At 39.4% G+C, this 14,864-nt stretch carries 14 protein-coding genes; 8 read left to right on the forward strand and 6 right to left on the reverse strand.

The window, feature by feature from the left end; translation table 11 throughout:
- The first annotated feature begins 36 nt into the window (after positions 1-36).
- Positions 37-1,980 (forward strand): flagellar filament capping protein FliD, encoded by a 1,944-nt coding sequence (gene fliD / locus CH362_RS04695; protein ID WP_100709148.1) that lies wholly within the window; start codon positions 37-39, stop codon positions 1,978-1,980.
- Positions 1,981-2,010: 30 nt separating this feature from the next.
- Positions 2,011-2,979, forward strand: a complete 969-nt coding sequence (locus CH362_RS04700) for a hypothetical protein (RefSeq protein WP_100709149.1) — start codon at positions 2,011-2,013, stop codon at positions 2,977-2,979.
- On the opposite strand, the gene CH362_RS04705 is transcribed toward CH362_RS04700, so the two are convergent.
- On the reverse strand, positions 2,976-4,766 hold the full coding sequence (locus CH362_RS04705) for a SpoIIE family protein phosphatase (protein ID WP_100709150.1): 1,791 nt from the start codon (positions 4,764-4,766) through the stop codon (positions 2,976-2,978). The genes CH362_RS04700 and CH362_RS04705 overlap by 4 nt on opposite strands.
- A complete protein-coding gene (locus CH362_RS04710; protein WP_100709151.1) occupies positions 4,763-6,508 on the reverse strand; it encodes a SpoIIE family protein phosphatase in 1,746 nt (581 codons plus the stop codon). The genes CH362_RS04705 and CH362_RS04710 overlap by 4 nt, the downstream gene beginning before the upstream one ends.
- A 218-nt stretch (positions 6,509-6,726) precedes the next feature.
- On the opposite strand from CH362_RS04710, the gene CH362_RS04715 reads away from it, so the two are divergent.
- A complete protein-coding gene (locus CH362_RS04715) occupies positions 6,727-7,284 on the forward strand; it encodes a hypothetical protein (RefSeq protein ID WP_100709152.1) in 558 nt (185 codons plus the stop codon).
- Positions 7,285-7,327: 43 nt separating this feature from the next.
- Here the strand turns inward: CH362_RS04715 and CH362_RS04720 are convergent, their stop codons facing one another.
- A complete protein-coding gene (locus tag CH362_RS04720) occupies positions 7,328-8,260 on the reverse strand; it encodes a bifunctional riboflavin kinase/FAD synthetase (RefSeq protein ID WP_100709153.1) in 933 nt (310 codons plus the stop codon).
- A 35-nt stretch (positions 8,261-8,295) separates the two neighbouring features.
- On the opposite strand from CH362_RS04720, the gene CH362_RS04725 reads away from it, so the two are divergent.
- Positions 8,296-8,919 (forward strand): LIC10729 family protein, encoded by a 624-nt coding sequence (locus CH362_RS04725; RefSeq protein WP_100709154.1) that lies wholly within the window; start codon positions 8,296-8,298, stop codon positions 8,917-8,919.
- A 3-nt stretch (positions 8,920-8,922) separates the two neighbouring features.
- On the opposite strand, the gene CH362_RS04730 is transcribed toward CH362_RS04725, so the two are convergent.
- Positions 8,923-9,255, reverse strand: coding sequence for an STAS domain-containing protein (locus CH362_RS04730; RefSeq protein ID WP_100709155.1), 333 nt, complete (start codon positions 9,253-9,255; stop codon positions 8,923-8,925).
- Positions 9,256-9,372: 117 nt separating this feature from the next.
- Between CH362_RS04730 and CH362_RS04735 the strand changes: the two genes are divergently transcribed.
- From CH362_RS04735 to CH362_RS04750, 4 genes are read left to right on the forward strand one after another with little or no spacing between them, the layout of a single operon-like run.
- Positions 9,373-10,065, forward strand: a complete 693-nt coding sequence (locus tag CH362_RS04735; RefSeq protein WP_100709156.1) for an LIC_12936 family protein — start codon at positions 9,373-9,375, stop codon at positions 10,063-10,065.
- A gap of 27 nt (positions 10,066-10,092) precedes the next feature.
- Positions 10,093-10,761, forward strand: a complete 669-nt coding sequence (locus tag CH362_RS04740; protein ID WP_100709157.1) for a J domain-containing protein — start codon at positions 10,093-10,095, stop codon at positions 10,759-10,761.
- 6 nt (positions 10,762-10,767) lie between these two features.
- Positions 10,768-11,754, forward strand: a complete 987-nt coding sequence (locus tag CH362_RS04745) for a type I phosphomannose isomerase catalytic subunit (protein WP_100709158.1) — start codon at positions 10,768-10,770, stop codon at positions 11,752-11,754.
- A gap of 3 nt (positions 11,755-11,757) precedes the next feature.
- Positions 11,758-12,048 carry an HNH endonuclease gene (locus CH362_RS04750; RefSeq protein ID WP_100709159.1) on the forward strand — a complete coding sequence of 97 codons (291 nt, stop codon included), beginning with the start codon at positions 11,758-11,760 and terminating at the stop codon, positions 12,046-12,048.
- A gap of 9 nt (positions 12,049-12,057) precedes the next feature.
- Here the strand turns inward: CH362_RS04750 and CH362_RS19145 are convergent, their stop codons facing one another.
- On the reverse strand, positions 12,058-12,270 hold the full coding sequence (locus CH362_RS19145; protein ID WP_125169706.1) for a hypothetical protein: 213 nt from the start codon (positions 12,268-12,270) through the stop codon (positions 12,058-12,060).
- Positions 12,271-12,280: 10 nt separating this feature from the next.
- Positions 12,281-14,767, reverse strand: coding sequence for an ATP-binding protein (locus CH362_RS04755; protein ID WP_100709160.1), 2,487 nt, complete (start codon positions 14,765-14,767; stop codon positions 12,281-12,283).
- Between the last annotated feature and the right edge of the window lie 97 nt (positions 14,768-14,864).

Consider the following 14,864-nt stretch of genomic DNA (forward strand, 5'->3'; position numbering starts at 1 on the left):
CAGGAATTCGGTCGATGGAATTAGAAGGAGGGGACTATGCCCGCATTCTCTATTCCGGGACTGAGTTCCGGCCAGGATACGAACCAAATCGTAAAAAAACTGGTAGAGCTAGAAGCAAAGCCGATTCGCCGTTTGGAAAGGCAAAACGGTTTTAATCAGGCTCAGGTCAAAGCATGGTCCGATCTTAAAACTCTTACTACAGACCTCCAAAACAAGACTAGAGAAATTATATCTTTCACTGCGCCATTTGCGACCAAGTCGATCGTTTCTGATCCAGAAGGTGTGATCACAGGAGACGCTGCGCGCTCTGCAAGCAGCGGAAAGCGTAAGATAGAAGTGAAAGAACTTGCGACATATCATCAGATCTCTGGTGATCCTATCGATTCTGAAAGAAAGATACCTGCTGGTACTTTCAAAGTTCTTTCAGGAGAAATAGAGAAGGAGATAGAATTCCAAGGTGGAACTATCCGAGATCTATATCTTACAATCCGTACTGCTGCTGCAGGGATTATTCAACCGACTATCGTAAAAGTGGATCAAGATAAAACGGTTTTAACTTTAGCTGCTTCTCAGTCTGGTAAAGACAATCAACTGAAATTTGATGATCCAAATGGAGTGCTTAAGGCGGCCTCTCTTGTAGGAGGAATGCTTCCTCAGGATCCACCTCAGTCTTTTTATCTTCCTTGGGAAGCAAGTCAGACAAATCCTTTTCAACCGGATAAGTATGGTATGACTGCGACTTCTAAACCTACATTTATCGCGGCAGATCCTGAAAAAAAAGAACCTTCTAAGATCAAGTTGAGTTCTAAACAAGCATTCCAATTTCATATGGATGCAAGAGAAGGGAAGAAGGGTGCAAGAATTGAAGCTACTCTTTCTGAACCTTTGGAAGAAGGCGAAACAATTTCTCTAGGTGTGATCTACGATCAAGATGAGCAGGATAAAGTATTTTTAGAACAGGCCTATCATAAAGAGGGGAAGGTTCGTGTTACTTTCAAATCCAATATGGATGGGAAGAAGATCCATAAGGTAATTGTAATTAACCAAACTGGAAAAGAGAAAGAATTCTCTAATTTCAGATTTGTTCTTCCTGCCGAATTTAACGGTGCCAAACCTGCAAAAACAATCGTAGAAGCTAAGGATGCGGTTTTTTTAGTAGACGGAATAGAGATCACTCGGCCTAAAAACGAAGGTCTGACCGACGTTTTGGACGGAGTTCTTCTGAACCTGAACAAAAAGAGCGAAGGTGGTCCTGCCACCGTAGACATCAAAGTGGATTCCGCAAAAGGGATCCGAATGATCAAAGAGTTTATAGAAGCATATAATAATGTTCTAAAATACTCTAAGGATGCAACCGCGGTTAATAGAGAAAACGGGATCAGCGATTCTAAACTGGAAGATCCGGATATTACCAGATCCTTCTGGGAAGGAAAAACTAAAACTGGTATTTTAGCCGGAGAAAATTCAGTCATCCGTTTGGTCGCAGGTATGAAGACTGTGACCACTTCTTCTTTTCCTGCTTATCCTAATTCTGAGATCAGAACACTTTCGGATGTTGGAATTTCAACAGGTGATGTGGGAAGTAAATGGGCGGATATCCAAGAAGGTCTTCTTGCTTTGGACGAGGCAAAACTCGCAGCTAAACTTGCAGAGAATCCGGATGCAGTTCGACATTTATTCGCTCAGGATACAAATTCCGATGCCAGAATGGACACCGGAGTTGGTGTAAACCTGGTAGAACATTTGAAACCTTATACTCAGTTCGCAGGCGGACTGGTTACAAGCAAGATCAAGTTATTAGAAGAACAAGTTTCTGATAATAATAAGAAGATCAAAAACTTCGAATCACACTTGATGAGTTACGAAAAAAAACTCAAAGAAAAGTTCCTATATATGGAGCAGGGTGTGGGTCGAAATAAGGCCGTTGGTTCCTATCTGAATAATAATCTCAGTAGGGGACAGGGCGGAGACGATAAATAAAGGAATTATAATATAAACGGAGGAATCACCGTGGAAATATTCGTAAACGAGCAAAAATTGGAAAGCGTCATTGAAAATGAAAAGAACCTTGGAGAGGTTTTCGACGCGGTACGTCGTTGGGTGGAAACTAACGGAAAATTTTTATTATCCTGCGTTGTGGATGGGGAAGAATTTACCCAGAATACAATGCGTGATTCTTCCATTTCAAAAGCTTCCAAGATGGAATTTTTTGTGGGAGAGGAACTGGATATTCTGATCAGTTCTCTTCACGAGTTGGATTCTTATGTAGATAAAGTCGGAACTACTTTACTTGGTAGAGATTCTCTGACTGAAAAAGAATCTAAAGAGTTAACAGACGGAATAGAATGGATCCGTAGCCTTTTGGAATCTGCAGGCAAACTTTTAAAATTGAAGTATGATCAGATCAAACCTATGGGAACCGGATCAACAGTAAGTGATATCCTGGATGAATTGAGCCGTAATTCTTCCAAGCTAGATGGAACTACTGCGATCGAAGAATTTTTGGAATACCTAAGAGATCTGAAATTATTCGTGATGGATCTTGTAGCAAGAGCTTCCGTTCTTGATCTGGAACTTCCTACTTTAAGAGAAATTTTAGATACTTTTATCAAGGCTGTTCCTGCTTTGAAAGAAAGTTTTGTAAAAGTAAATGAAAGTTATCAGGCCGGAAAAGACGAAGTTGCAACACATCTTCTTACTCAATCTGTTTCTCAGATCAATGTTCTTCTGACTTCATTTATTACTTTAAGGCAAAAACTTCCTGGAATGGATTTCTCTAAGATCCAAATCGCAGAAAGAACTTTTGAAGAAAAAACAAACGACTTAAACGATACACTTGCTTCCGTTGCTTTAGCTCTAGAAGAAAAAGATATTATTCGTGCAGGAGATATTATCGAGTATGAGATCCCTGCAGTTCTAGATGAATTCCTTCCATTCTTGGAAAAAGTAAAAGAGCAGGCGGATTCTCTCGCAGTTTAACCTGTAATTTCTAAACAGAATAAGGTTAGATCGTCCGTCATGATCCCGTCTCCGAAGGATTCCGAATAGGATACTAAGGAGCGGATCAGACTGTCCGAATCCTGATAAGAAAGTTTTTTTACCGCTTCCACAAGAGTAGCGTTTCCCATCGGAATTCCTTTAGATCCCCTAACTTCAAATAAACCATCCGAATATAATAATACTCTGTCTCCAGGCTTAAGTTGTATTTGAAAATCCTCCAAGATAGGAGTTCCTACTGCAAGTAAAACCCCTCCTTTCCCTTGTAAATCCAAGGTTTGTTCATCTCTAAGAAGAAGTCCAGCATGGTGACCTGCATAACTATATTCTAATATTCTTGTGTTAGGATCGTATCTAAGAAAAACTGCTGAGATGAAATGTTGGGTCACTACTGAAGAAAGTAGATCATTTGTGAATAATAGACCTTCTTTAGGTTTATTTCCCTTTCTGGAAAATACATTGAATGAGATGGATGCCATTGCAGCCACCATTGCGGAAGATATTCCATGTCCTGAAACATCTGCAAATAAGATCTCAAGGCTTCCGTCTGCACTTTCGGAACAATTCAGAACGTCCCCTCCCACTCGATCATATGGGCGGAAATAGGAGAATATTTTAAATTTATCTGAAGAAGGAAAGTCTCTGGTAGTAATCGTATTCTGTACTTCTCTGGCTATATCTAGATCTCGGATCACTCTAGAATAGAGCATATTTATCCTTTCAGAAGCTTCTTTTTTTTCGGTGATATCTCGTAGTACATATACTCTACCTAAGTCTCTTCCGGAGATTGGGATTTCCGATTTGGAAACTTCTAAATAAACTGAATCGGAAGAGGGGAGTATATCTTCTTCAGAAGAGATCTTTTTTGGTTCCGAAAATTTTCTTTTGAAGTCCATTCTGGAGAAGGGCCTTCTTGTAAATCCTTCTAAAAATTTTCCTAAATCCAACTTTTCAGGAGTGGCTGTTATTTTAGGAAAGCCTAACATTTCCTTTGCACTTTCGTTCCAATAGAGCAGATCATCAGATGCAGATAATAAGATCACACCTTCTCTAAGTTTTGCGTATAATTGGAGTGCAATCTTTTCCAATCGGATCTCTAAAAACCCGTATTTTGCGATCGCTATGAATACGCAGGCAGATTGGATCACAGTTACACTTCCGCTTAAAGGAGGATAATGCAAATCTCCTTTGGATAAGATCCTAGGAAGAACTGTAGTTAAAAATCCAAGCACGGAAGAAAGGAATGTTCCGAATGCCAAAAGATAACATTGTTTTCTGAATCCTATCTCTTCTTTTCTGGATTCAAAAATCAAAAGAAAGATCGCGTAAACAGGAGGAGAAACTGTGAGAAGATTGATCCCATATACATAAAGGGGACCTTGGATAAGCATATCTCCCCAATATTTTCTTTCTACACCTGCTATAATCCAATCGGTAGTCAATGTGATCGGAAATATTGCGAGTGCCAATCCTCTTAAAAGATATAAAACTATATTCGGGTTTTTTGATAAGAATGCGAATACAAACTCTAAAAATAAAGGGCCAACTAATAGCCAGGAAATTGAACTGATCTTAAATATCCAAGTCATCCAATGAAATGGCAAAAAAGACCAATACAGAATAATAGAAATAATCCAGAGACTTAATGCTGCGGAGTAGAAAAGATATAAATGAACTACTCTATGTTTTCCTTTCAGTGCTAAAACATAGGTGAATAACCATAGATTGATAAATAATGCGAATAATGGAAGGATTAGATATGGGTTCACGGTCCAATCTCCAAGGCTAACATCGCCAGATCATCATTATGTTTTCCATTGCCGAATTCTAATGCTTTTCTATGAGCTGCTTCTAACAGAGAGCGAGTGTCTCTGTCTGCCATTCCTTGGATCCAATCTAAGAATTCTTCGTAACCGAAAATTTCTCCCACATTATTCTTAACTTCATATAAACCATCTGAATAAAATAATAATCTGTCGGAAGCTTGCAGATCGAAATGATAATCATTCAAATGTAGCTCTTTGACAGCGAGTAAGATCCTACCTTCTCCTTCTAAAGGCAAAATTTTGCCTTCTCTGAAAACAAGCATAGGATGATGTCCGGCGTAAGAGAATCTAACTCGATTTTCCTGAGGATAAAAACTTGCATACACTGCGGAGATATGATGATGCAATACTACTTTAGAAAGCATTTCGTGGATCTCAGACAAACTTTCTTTAGGAGAAAGTTTTTTATCTGATACGATCTGGAATGCGATGGAAAGCATTCCTCCTACCATGGCGGAAGCGATCCCATGCCCAGAAACGTCCGCGAATAAGATATCCACTCTTTCTTCAGGATGTTCTATTACTCTCAACATATCCCCACCCACCTTGTCTATTGGTTGGAAAAAAGAATGTATCCTATAAGAACCCTTATCTGGAAATTTTTGGGTAATGATGGAAGCCTGAGTGACACGAGCAATCTCTAAGTCATTTACGATTTGTGAATATAGTTGATGGATTTTTTCTTGGGCCGCTTTCTTTTCAGTGATGTCCCGTAAAAGGTATAAGGTCCCGGATTCATTTTCTGTGATCCTAATCTCCGAGACTGTGAGTTCAATGAACTGTAGGTTTGAGTTACCTATTAATTGATAGTCTCTCGGAATATGATCCTGCTCTTGTCTATAATTTGCAAAATGCCATTCTGGTTTGAACAGACCTTCTCTAGAAGGAGAACCATCTAAGATTGCGATTGCAGCTTGGTTAGCAAAAAAGAATTCATGGTTTTCTTTTGTAAGAACGATCCCATCATGAATATCTCGGAATAATTCTACTGCGATCCTTTCTAAACTGATATTTAAAAATCCATAACGTGTGATCGCCACAAAAATGAAAAATGCCTGTATGCTAATAGCTGCTGGGCTTAAAGGAACGAATAGAAATCTGCCCTGTTCGTCCAGATTGAATAACTCAGTGTAGGCGCTGATCCCAAGTGCGATCGTTGTTCCCCAGATCCAAAAATTCAATTGTTGTTTGATCTTTCTTTGTTTTGTCCTGAATCTTTCTTTTAAAAGAAGATAGAGTCCCCAGATCGCTGGGCCACTGACCGCGACCGTACTAAAAGGAACGAACAAAATCCCAGGTTCTAATTCATAACCCCAATCGTATAAGATAGAACCCTTGATGACCCAATCCGTAGAAGCTGTCAGGAAGATGGTTAATACTACAGAAAAACGAAAGAAAGGGAGTAGGATTGTCGAACGAATGTTTAAAAATCTATGGACTGTTTCTAAGAATAGAAGGCCAACAGGGATCCAGGTAAAACAAGAAAGTTTGAAAATAGGAGTCATCCATTCCGGAGGAAGCATACTCCAATATAAAATATAAGAAACCAGCCAAAGATTTAAGAATAGAACGAATCGTAAAAAGTCCCGGATAACTGCGCTTCGGAACCTTCTTGCGAAAACATATGAAATAAGAAGAGTATTTATAATTAGAGCGCTTATTGGCAGAAAAAGGTAATAATTCATAGGCCGACGCTTCGAGGCATCCTAACCGGGTCCTAATTCGGAATCAATCCCGAATGACTTCTCGACGGACCTTTTTTGGCCCAGAAAACCATAGTTTTAGAGAGATTAAAATCCAGAAAAATTAGGATTCGCTTATTAAGAAAATAGATTGCGTTAGACGACATTGTATATAGGATTGACGCGACTAACGCTCCGTCGCGGCCTAAGAGGAAAATCGAATGAGTGTACTGGATCCCGTAGGAACGATGGAACCTAGCTCCGATTATTTGATCCAAGAATCAATATCTCATACTCTTAAAGAGACTCCGATACTTTCCTTTAAAGGAGTAACACTTACTCCAGTATGTATTTGCCCTGAATGTGGGGTATCCAGTAAAACTCCTTGGTATAAATCCAGAGGTAGACTCAGAGATTGGGCTGCATTCTTGGAAGAAGTCAGATATATCATCTGTTCCAATGAGTCCTGCCAGGCTAAATACCCTCAAAAGTACCTTTTAGATTTCCCAAAAGGGATTAGTATTTTAAATAAATCGAATTTACTACAATCTTTGAAGTCTTGGTTCGAAGAATTTTCAGGAAAAGAGATCGTTTTGGTAGAAGATGAAGCATCAGGTGGCTTATCTTGGGACCCATTCTTCCAATCCGTGCCAAATTGGGCGGATCATATTCCTACGCATCTATTTGCCAATATTCTGCGTTATACTCCTCCCAAGGATTTGGAAGGGATCCTTTTGGGAAGAAAAGGAATTCCTGTATTTGGCGGATTTAAATTTTAAAAAAAGTTAATAATCGGCTTTGCCGGTTTCAGGAGGGAACCGACTATCTTTCTTGTAGTATCTTTCTAGAAAGAGTCTCGTCCTTCTTCAATTGAGAGATTAAAGCATCTACTCCAGGGAATTTGATCTCTTCTCTGATCTTTTTGGTAAAAATAACGTTAACCTTCTTCCCATAGATATCATCAGAAAAATCGAATATATGGCTTTCTAATGTGACTGTTTGGTCACCAAAAGTAGGATTATTTCCTATATTGATCATAGAAGGGTAGGTTTTACCTTCTACCTCGGTTCTTCCCGCATAAACTCCTACTCCAGGAAGTATCAACTCGGGCAAAGGTTGCACATTAGCAGTAGGAAATCCGATTGTTCTTCCTCTTTGGTGTCCTTGTACAACTGTTCCTGTAACTGAGAATTCTCTTCCAAGACATTCTTCTGCTTCTTCTACCTTACCTTCTCTTAATAAGGAGCGGATATAGGAGCTAGAAAGTTTTGTAGTGCCAAGAAATACAGGATCTAATTTTTCCAAATCGTATCCGTATTCGGAAGAGTATTGTTTGAGAAGTTCATAATCTCCTCTTCTACCTTTTCCGAAACAATGATTGAATCCGATCAGAATGGATTTTGCTCCTAGTTCATTGATTAGTATTTCTTTAAGGAAGGTTTCTGCCTCTATTTGGGCGAATTCAAGTGTGAACGGGACAACGACTAGCCAGTCAATCCCATAAGATTCTATTAAATTTTCTTTATCTGCTTGGGTGGTGATCCCTCCCAGGTCCTTGTCTTTTCCCAAAACTAGAGCAGGGTTAGGATGGTATGTGACTACGCAGGAAGGGAGACCTTTTTCCAGGGAAATTTCCTTGGTTCTTTCTAAAAGAGCCTGGTGGCCCAGATGGATCCCGTCAAAATTCCCTAAAGTTACGACTGTGGAAGTCTTTAGGTTGCTTTTTAAGTTCTCCAGACTTCTAAGAATTTTCAAGTTTCTCTCCAAAGGACGGTCGATATTCTAAAAAGATGGACTGGCGCCGAATTGCAATTCTCTTATTCTTAATTCTTGCCGCTGCCGGACAGGGTCCGATCAGTCAGGAAAATCGGAAAACGAAAAATTTTGAGAATTTCTCCAAACCGATGGGGGGAGAAAACTATATTTCCGAGGATTATAAAACCTTCCCCGAACTTTCCATTTGGGCCTATCATAATGGTCTGAAATTAGCTCCGGACAGAAAGGATCCCGCTCCAGGCGCCGGAACAGGTCGGCTATTCGACAACCAATGTAGAATGGTCCCAGAAACTGGGTTGGATATCCTACTCATCGCAGACTCGAACAGAAAAGACATCATCTACGTTTATTTTGATCTCACACTATTTTCTAAGACGGAAAATGCAGCGATTTTGCCAGATAGGGAGCTAAGGATTTCTGCAAATGGGATCTTGAAGAGAACGATCCGCTTTCCGGATGCAAACCTATACTCCAAGTCTATTTACGCGGTAACTCCTCCTGTTTATATCACAGTGGATCCATCTGAGTTGAGAGAAGGTAGACTGAATTTAAATCTTACGCCACTTGCCGGCGAAAAGGGAAGGTTTTGGGGAGTTTGGGACGCGTTTTTGTCCTACACCGCCCCGGAATATCCTTAAAGATCAGGGAAACTGGCTTATGAACTCTGACTCTGAAAGAGTTTGGAAATAAGAAGTTAGTCCTGCTACTTTGAAAACTTTTTCGATCGCAGGCTTCATGTTCGCGATGAAAAATTTTCCGCTCAATTCTTGGACATAATTCAGTTGTTTAATTAGCATCCCGATCCCAGAGGAATCGATATAGTTTAACTTTTCCAGATTGATCACAACGTTATTGTTATTTCGGTCAATGTTCTGTTCGAAAAAGTTTTTGAGATCTATGGACGTATAGATGTCCAGGCTCCCGGAGAGGCTGATTATATTTGTTTCGCTGGATTTTCTAATGCTGATTTCCATAACCGTCCCTTCCCTTTTCGTAGAATCCGGCCGGAATTCAACGAATTTTTAGGAAAAATCCGGGCTTTTTGACGGAATGGACGACACTAATTATAGGAAATCGTCCGGACTCTACGAATGAAGAAACCATTCATCTTACTTCTTTTGATCTGCTTATTCAGTTGGGAAATATTTTCCCAAGACTTTGAGAAGGACGGTCAGATCAAAATTCTTCCTTACGAACCTTTACAGGTCCGTGACATAGAAGGACTGACCAAAGATATCAAAGACTTTCATAAAAGAATAGAAGATATGCTCCCTTTCCTTAGTAGAAGGAAAAAAATTATTGATAATGAGTATTTCCAGTTTGTTCCCGCGATGGAAACTTTCAATTTTCCAGTTAGAGACAGGTTTTTAGTAGATAAAAAGTTTTATCTAAAAGTTTCAGGGGGAGAAGGTTCCCTAAAACTGGATGGGGTTCGCTTTATCACTCGAAAGTCACTGGTTACTAAACTCAGACCAGTGAACGATGAGATCGGAGAATTAAAAAACGAGAAGGTTGCAGCTTCTGATCCTTCCAATATTGTTTTAGTTGTAAAAAGAAAAACGGATGCCGGAACGAAAGAAGAGGTGTATAGTCTCGGAAACATCAGGAGTCCGAACCAAAGAGTCAAGTTTGTTCGTTCTTATAGAGACAATCTTGCGGAAGTGGTCCAAGCTATTGACAAGTATGTGGAAGGAACAATCCGTGCAGACAAGAAGGATGTGGACACCATGCTTGATGGATTGGAAAACGGTGGTTCCTTCCAAGAATATAATTCGAATCGTTAAACTAGTTATAGAGTCTAAAATTTTACCATGAGTTCGGCCTGGACAGATCATTATCGAGTTCTGGGCCTGAGTTTCGATGCCAGCCCGGATTCTATCAAACATAGATATAGAGAACTCGCTAAAATTTTCCATCCTGATAATAGGCTTACTGGTTCTAAGCCTGTGTTCTTAAAAGTATTGGAATCTTATCAGATACTTTCTAAACCGGAAGAACGTTCTCGTTTCGACCAAGAATTTAAGATCCGTAAACGACAAGAACATGCAAAAAATGGAATTCATCTGATCCCACCTTCCAGGATCTTATTCGCTACCCAAGCGGTTGAATTTGCAAGAAGGGGCCTTCTTCGTGCCGGAATGAGAAGCAGGGATCGCAAAAAATACACGGGCATCTATCATGATATTCGGATCTGTCTTAAACCGGAAGAGCTATTGGGTAGAATATTCGCAGCAATTCCTTTGGTAGTCAGATCCATTTGTCCAGAATGCAGAGGTTCTGATTTGAACTGCGCTTCCTGCGGAGGAAAGGGATCTTATAAAAGTTATAGATACCTAAAATGGAGCCCTGAACCAGGTACATTGGTGCCAGGAAGGATCTATACCTTGGACCTATCCGGGTTTCGCCCCGACGTATTTACTCATTTCAAGAAAAGGATCTTAAAAGTTAAAATTGAACTCTTCCAGGGTCAAAAAAAATAGGCATATATGCAGAAGGTTTTAAAATTCGAGCCCATCTATAAGGAAAAAGTCTGGGGCGGTAGAAAATTAGAAACCGTATTGGGACGAGGTATTCCTTCAGGGGATATTGGTGAATCCTGGGAGATTTCGGATTACGGTTCAGATCTTTCCAAAATTACAAACGGAGAATGTTCCGGAAAAACTTTTAGAGAAGTATATACTTCCAATTATGAGTCGGTGCTCGGAAAACCTTTTAAAGGACAGAGCTTTCCCTTATTGATCAAACTGATAGATGCTAAAGAAAAATTATCCGTACAAGTCCATCCGGACGATGCATATGCGGAGAAGTTTGATCCTGAAAGTGCAGGCAAAAAAGAGGCTTGGACAGTTTTACAAGCAGATAAAGGTTCCAAACTAGTTTGTGGATTTTCTAAACAAACAAATAAAGAAGAATTTTCAGAATACGTACAAACAAACAGAGTAGAAGAAATTTTAAACGAAGTAGAAGTAAAAGAGTTAGATTCTTTTCTTCTCAATCCCGGAAGAATTCACGCGATCGGCGGCGGTATTCTTTTGATGGAAGTCCAACAATCTTCTGATTCTACTTATAGAGTGTATGATTATGGAAGACCAAGAGAGTTACATCTTAAAAAAGCATTGGACGTTTTGGATTTTTCTTCTGCGGATCCTCAAGACAGATTGAGTCCTAAACAAATTGATTCTTTTGAATTCTCTCGTTCTGTTTTAACTGCAAATGACAAATTCAGAATGGAAATTTTAGAAATTGATTCTAAGAAGAAATTTTCTCTTCCTTCTTTTTCTTCAGAACCTGTGTTCCATGTTTTGATGGTACTAAGTGGAGAATGTAAATTAGAAGATCTGGATCTGAAAACTGGAGATACTGTTTTAGTAACTGCTTCTGGGATCAAAGACGGAGTTTTTTGCGAATCCAAATCTTCTTTCTTACGTTTGGCCTGGTCCGGTCCAGGTTCTGATTGGATCCAATATTCTTAAATCATGAATGGACCAGGAGAATATTCGGAAGAGCCGCTTCTTTGGGTAAGCGAATCCGAGATCAAAAAACAAAGACAGATCGCAAAGGAATTACGTAAAACTCCTTGGTGGAGAAAGAAAAAAGCGGACGGCATCTGTCATTATTGTGGTAAAAAATTTCCACCTGATGATCTCACAATGGATCATCTAATTCCTTTAGCAAAAGGTGGAAAGTCTATCAAAGCAAATCTGGTTCCTGCTTGCAAAGACTGCAATAATTCCAAAAAGAATAAACTTCCTTTCGAAGAATTCTGATCTTCTATTTTACCAACAATGTGTATGGTATACTGCTTCTAAAAGATATAGATCACATACTGTCTTATTACTCTGATCCGCCAAACAAGCAGTCTGCAATATTTCTGCAGTCTTTTTATCGCTTGGAGTTGCCCTTCCACAATCCTGTTTTCCCCCTGAATTACAATTGGAAGATGCGAACAGTATAAATGAGATAAAAGTGAAGAGAAATATATTACGCATTTTGAATGAATTAACCCGCAGGTTTAGGCCTGCTTTGCACATATCTTTCTAAAAACAGGATCCAATCCCTTTTGAGAGAAGGTTTTTTAAGATAAGAATCAAATCCTGAATTTTCGAAAAATTCTTCTGAACCTGGTAAAGCATGAGCAGTCCAAGCCACAAGATAAGGAGGATGAGCGAAAGTTTCCTTAATTCTTTTGCAAACTTCTAAACCGCTAATATCTGGAAGATCAATATCTAAAAGTATGATCTCGTAGGTTTCTCTGTCCAATTGGACGATTGCATCTTTTCCCATTCCTAAAGAATGTACTTTCATTCCAAGTTTAGTCAAAATATCGGATGCAACCCTTCTGGAAAACTCTTGGTCTTCCACGAGCAAAATTTTGAGAGGAGGTAGGACGATAGGTGGAGCTGCCTCTTCTTCCAATTCCTGTTTTTCAGGTTCTTCTTGAGAGAATGGAAGTAAGAATGAAAATTTAGATCCTTTTCCTGGAGAGCTTGTGATACGGATACTTCCCCCCATTAACTCCACTAGTTTTTTGGAAATAGTTAAGCCGAGTCCACTTCCGCCGAATTTTCTAGCAACAGAAGAGTCTGCTTGTACAAAAGGTTCGAATAATACTGCTGCTTGTTCTTCTGCGATACCGACTCCGTCGTCTTGCACCCAGAATTCTAATACTCGAGAGAAAAGATCTTCTCCATAAAAACGAACTCCAAGGCAGACCTTTCCTCCTGAGCCTGTGAACTTGATTGCATTACTCAACAGATTTAAGAGTACTTGTTGGATCCTTCCTTCATCTCCCAGGAAAATTCCAGGATGGTGTTCCGGATAGGATATATCTACTAAGACTCTTTTTTCTTCCGCTCTTGCTTTTACCATTCTGGCAGCTCTTTGTAAAACAGCGAATGGATCGAAAGGTAGGATTTCCAACACGAAACGATGGTTTTCTATTTTAGAAAGATCTAATAATTGGTTCACTAAGTGGAGAAGGTTCTCTCCGGAAGCTTGAATGATCTCCGCGTATTCTTTTTGCTCTTGGGTCAAAGTTGTTTCGGAAAGAAGGTTAGAAGTCCCCAAAAGTCCGTTTAAAGGAGTTCGGATCTCATGGCTCATGATTGCCAAGAAATCATATCTATATTTTGCTTCCCATTCTGCTTTTTCTTTTGCAGCAGTAAGTTGAACAGTTCTGGATTCTACTTTATTTTCCAGTTCCGTTTTTAATTCGTTCAGGTTCTGGTTTGCGATTTGTAGTCCCTTCTCTGCCTCCATAGAAGTTCTCAAAACTCTGGAAAAGGAGAATGAAAATCCCAAACTATGGAAGAATATGAACAAAAATATCGCTGGAGCCAATATATAATGATTATTTAATACATAATTAGAAGATAGGATATCGTTTACACCTGCAACGATTATAAAAGAAATTCCGAGCAAGAAAAATCTGGAACCAGGTCTTGCGTGAATGACTGCTCTTGCGCATCCCAATAAAGTGTAAGCGCCACCTATTAGGATCGTGAATTGGAATGGGAAGAGTAATCTTGCATAATATTCTGCAGGTAATACCAATGTAGGGATTGTGAAAAATAACATTATAATCAGAGAGATCCTTTCCGTTTTCGGATGGAAATCCTGTTTGAATGCAGTGGCAGAATAGGACAAAAACCCTGAACAAAGAATATACGTACTCAGATATTCTAATCTATAACTGATCTCCCAAGGAACCTCAGGGAATACATAATTGAATAATCTATTTCCAGTCAGGAAAAATCTAAATACGGAAGCTAAGGAAAATAGCGCGAAGTATAATTGGCTTTTTTCTTCTCTTGTTCTTAAAAAAGCCATGATCTGATAGATCGCAAGAACTAACACCGCGGCGGAACTTGCTACGTCCATTGCTTGGCTATAATGCAATTTTTTTAATATGAGAGAAGGTACTCCGATCTCAGGAGTGAACCAAAGGCCACCGTTGATATGTGCAAAATTGGAAATCTCAAAATCCAATCTTTTCAGATTCTGGGGAAGAAGGACTAAAGAGGATTGCAGGAATGGAACAGAAGTCTCAGGAGTTTTTCCTACTTTGCCTACAGTTTCTAAAAGTTTTCCATCAGCGTAAATTGAGTAAGATGTTCCTAGATCTGGAACTTTTAACATTAACTCAGGACAATTTTCAGGAAGTTGAATATGAAGAGAGTAGGTCCCGAATCCTTTTCCATTCGGGAATAAAAGTTTTCCGTCTGTTGTAAATTCATTCCAGATCTGAGGAACTGGCGCATAAATCTTCTTTTGGATTCGTTCTGGCTCAGGCTCCGATGCCAAAAATTTCCCTGGAACCAATTCCCATTCTCCCCTAAGTGAAAGAATCGTTTTGTTTGGATCCCAATTTTTTGTGTTTAGTTTACCTTCTTCAATTTCTCCGAAGCCATAATCTGCCCTTCCGCAATTCCAAGAGAGTAGAAGGCAGAGAATAAAAATTGGGAAAATTACGCGATTTGAATGCATAAATGACGGAATTTCATCCTATAAACGACGTATTTTCGAGTTTGTCCACCTTTTACAGCAAAGCCGAATCCTTTTTTGGGCCGATCTTTACAGTAGG

The organism is Leptospira saintgironsiae (assembly GCF_002811765.1).
GTDB classification, from domain to species: domain Bacteria; phylum Spirochaetota; class Leptospiria; order Leptospirales; family Leptospiraceae; genus Leptospira_B; species Leptospira_B saintgironsiae.

Excerpts from the sequence above, each read along its gene's own strand:
- CH362_RS04740 (WP_100709157.1), top strand. The coding sequence starts at position 10,093 with ATGAGTTCGGCCTGGACAGATCATTATCGAGTTCTGGGCCTGAGTTTC.
- CH362_RS04750 (WP_100709159.1), top strand. The coding sequence starts at position 11,758 with ATGAATGGACCAGGAGAATATTCGGAAGAGCCGCTTCTTTGGGTAAGC.
- CH362_RS04725 (WP_100709154.1), top strand. The coding sequence starts at position 8,296 with ATGGACTGGCGCCGAATTGCAATTCTCTTATTCTTAATTCTTGCCGCT.
- CH362_RS04755 (WP_100709160.1), bottom strand. The coding sequence starts at position 14,767 with ATGCATTCAAATCGCGTAATTTTCCCAATTTTTATTCTCTGCCTTCTA.
- CH362_RS04730 (WP_100709155.1), bottom strand. The coding sequence starts at position 9,255 with ATGGAAATCAGCATTAGAAAATCCAGCGAAACAAATATAATCAGCCTC.
- fliD (WP_100709148.1), top strand. The coding sequence starts at position 37 with ATGCCCGCATTCTCTATTCCGGGACTGAGTTCCGGCCAGGATACGAAC.
- CH362_RS19145 (WP_125169706.1), bottom strand. The coding sequence starts at position 12,270 with ATGCGTAATATATTTCTCTTCACTTTTATCTCATTTATACTGTTCGCA.
- CH362_RS04715 (WP_100709152.1), top strand. The coding sequence starts at position 6,727 with ATGAGTGTACTGGATCCCGTAGGAACGATGGAACCTAGCTCCGATTAT.
- CH362_RS04710 (WP_100709151.1), bottom strand. The coding sequence starts at position 6,508 with ATGAATTATTACCTTTTTCTGCCAATAAGCGCTCTAATTATAAATACT.
- CH362_RS04745 (WP_100709158.1), top strand. The coding sequence starts at position 10,768 with ATGCAGAAGGTTTTAAAATTCGAGCCCATCTATAAGGAAAAAGTCTGG.
- CH362_RS04735 (WP_100709156.1), top strand. The coding sequence starts at position 9,373 with ATGAAGAAACCATTCATCTTACTTCTTTTGATCTGCTTATTCAGTTGG.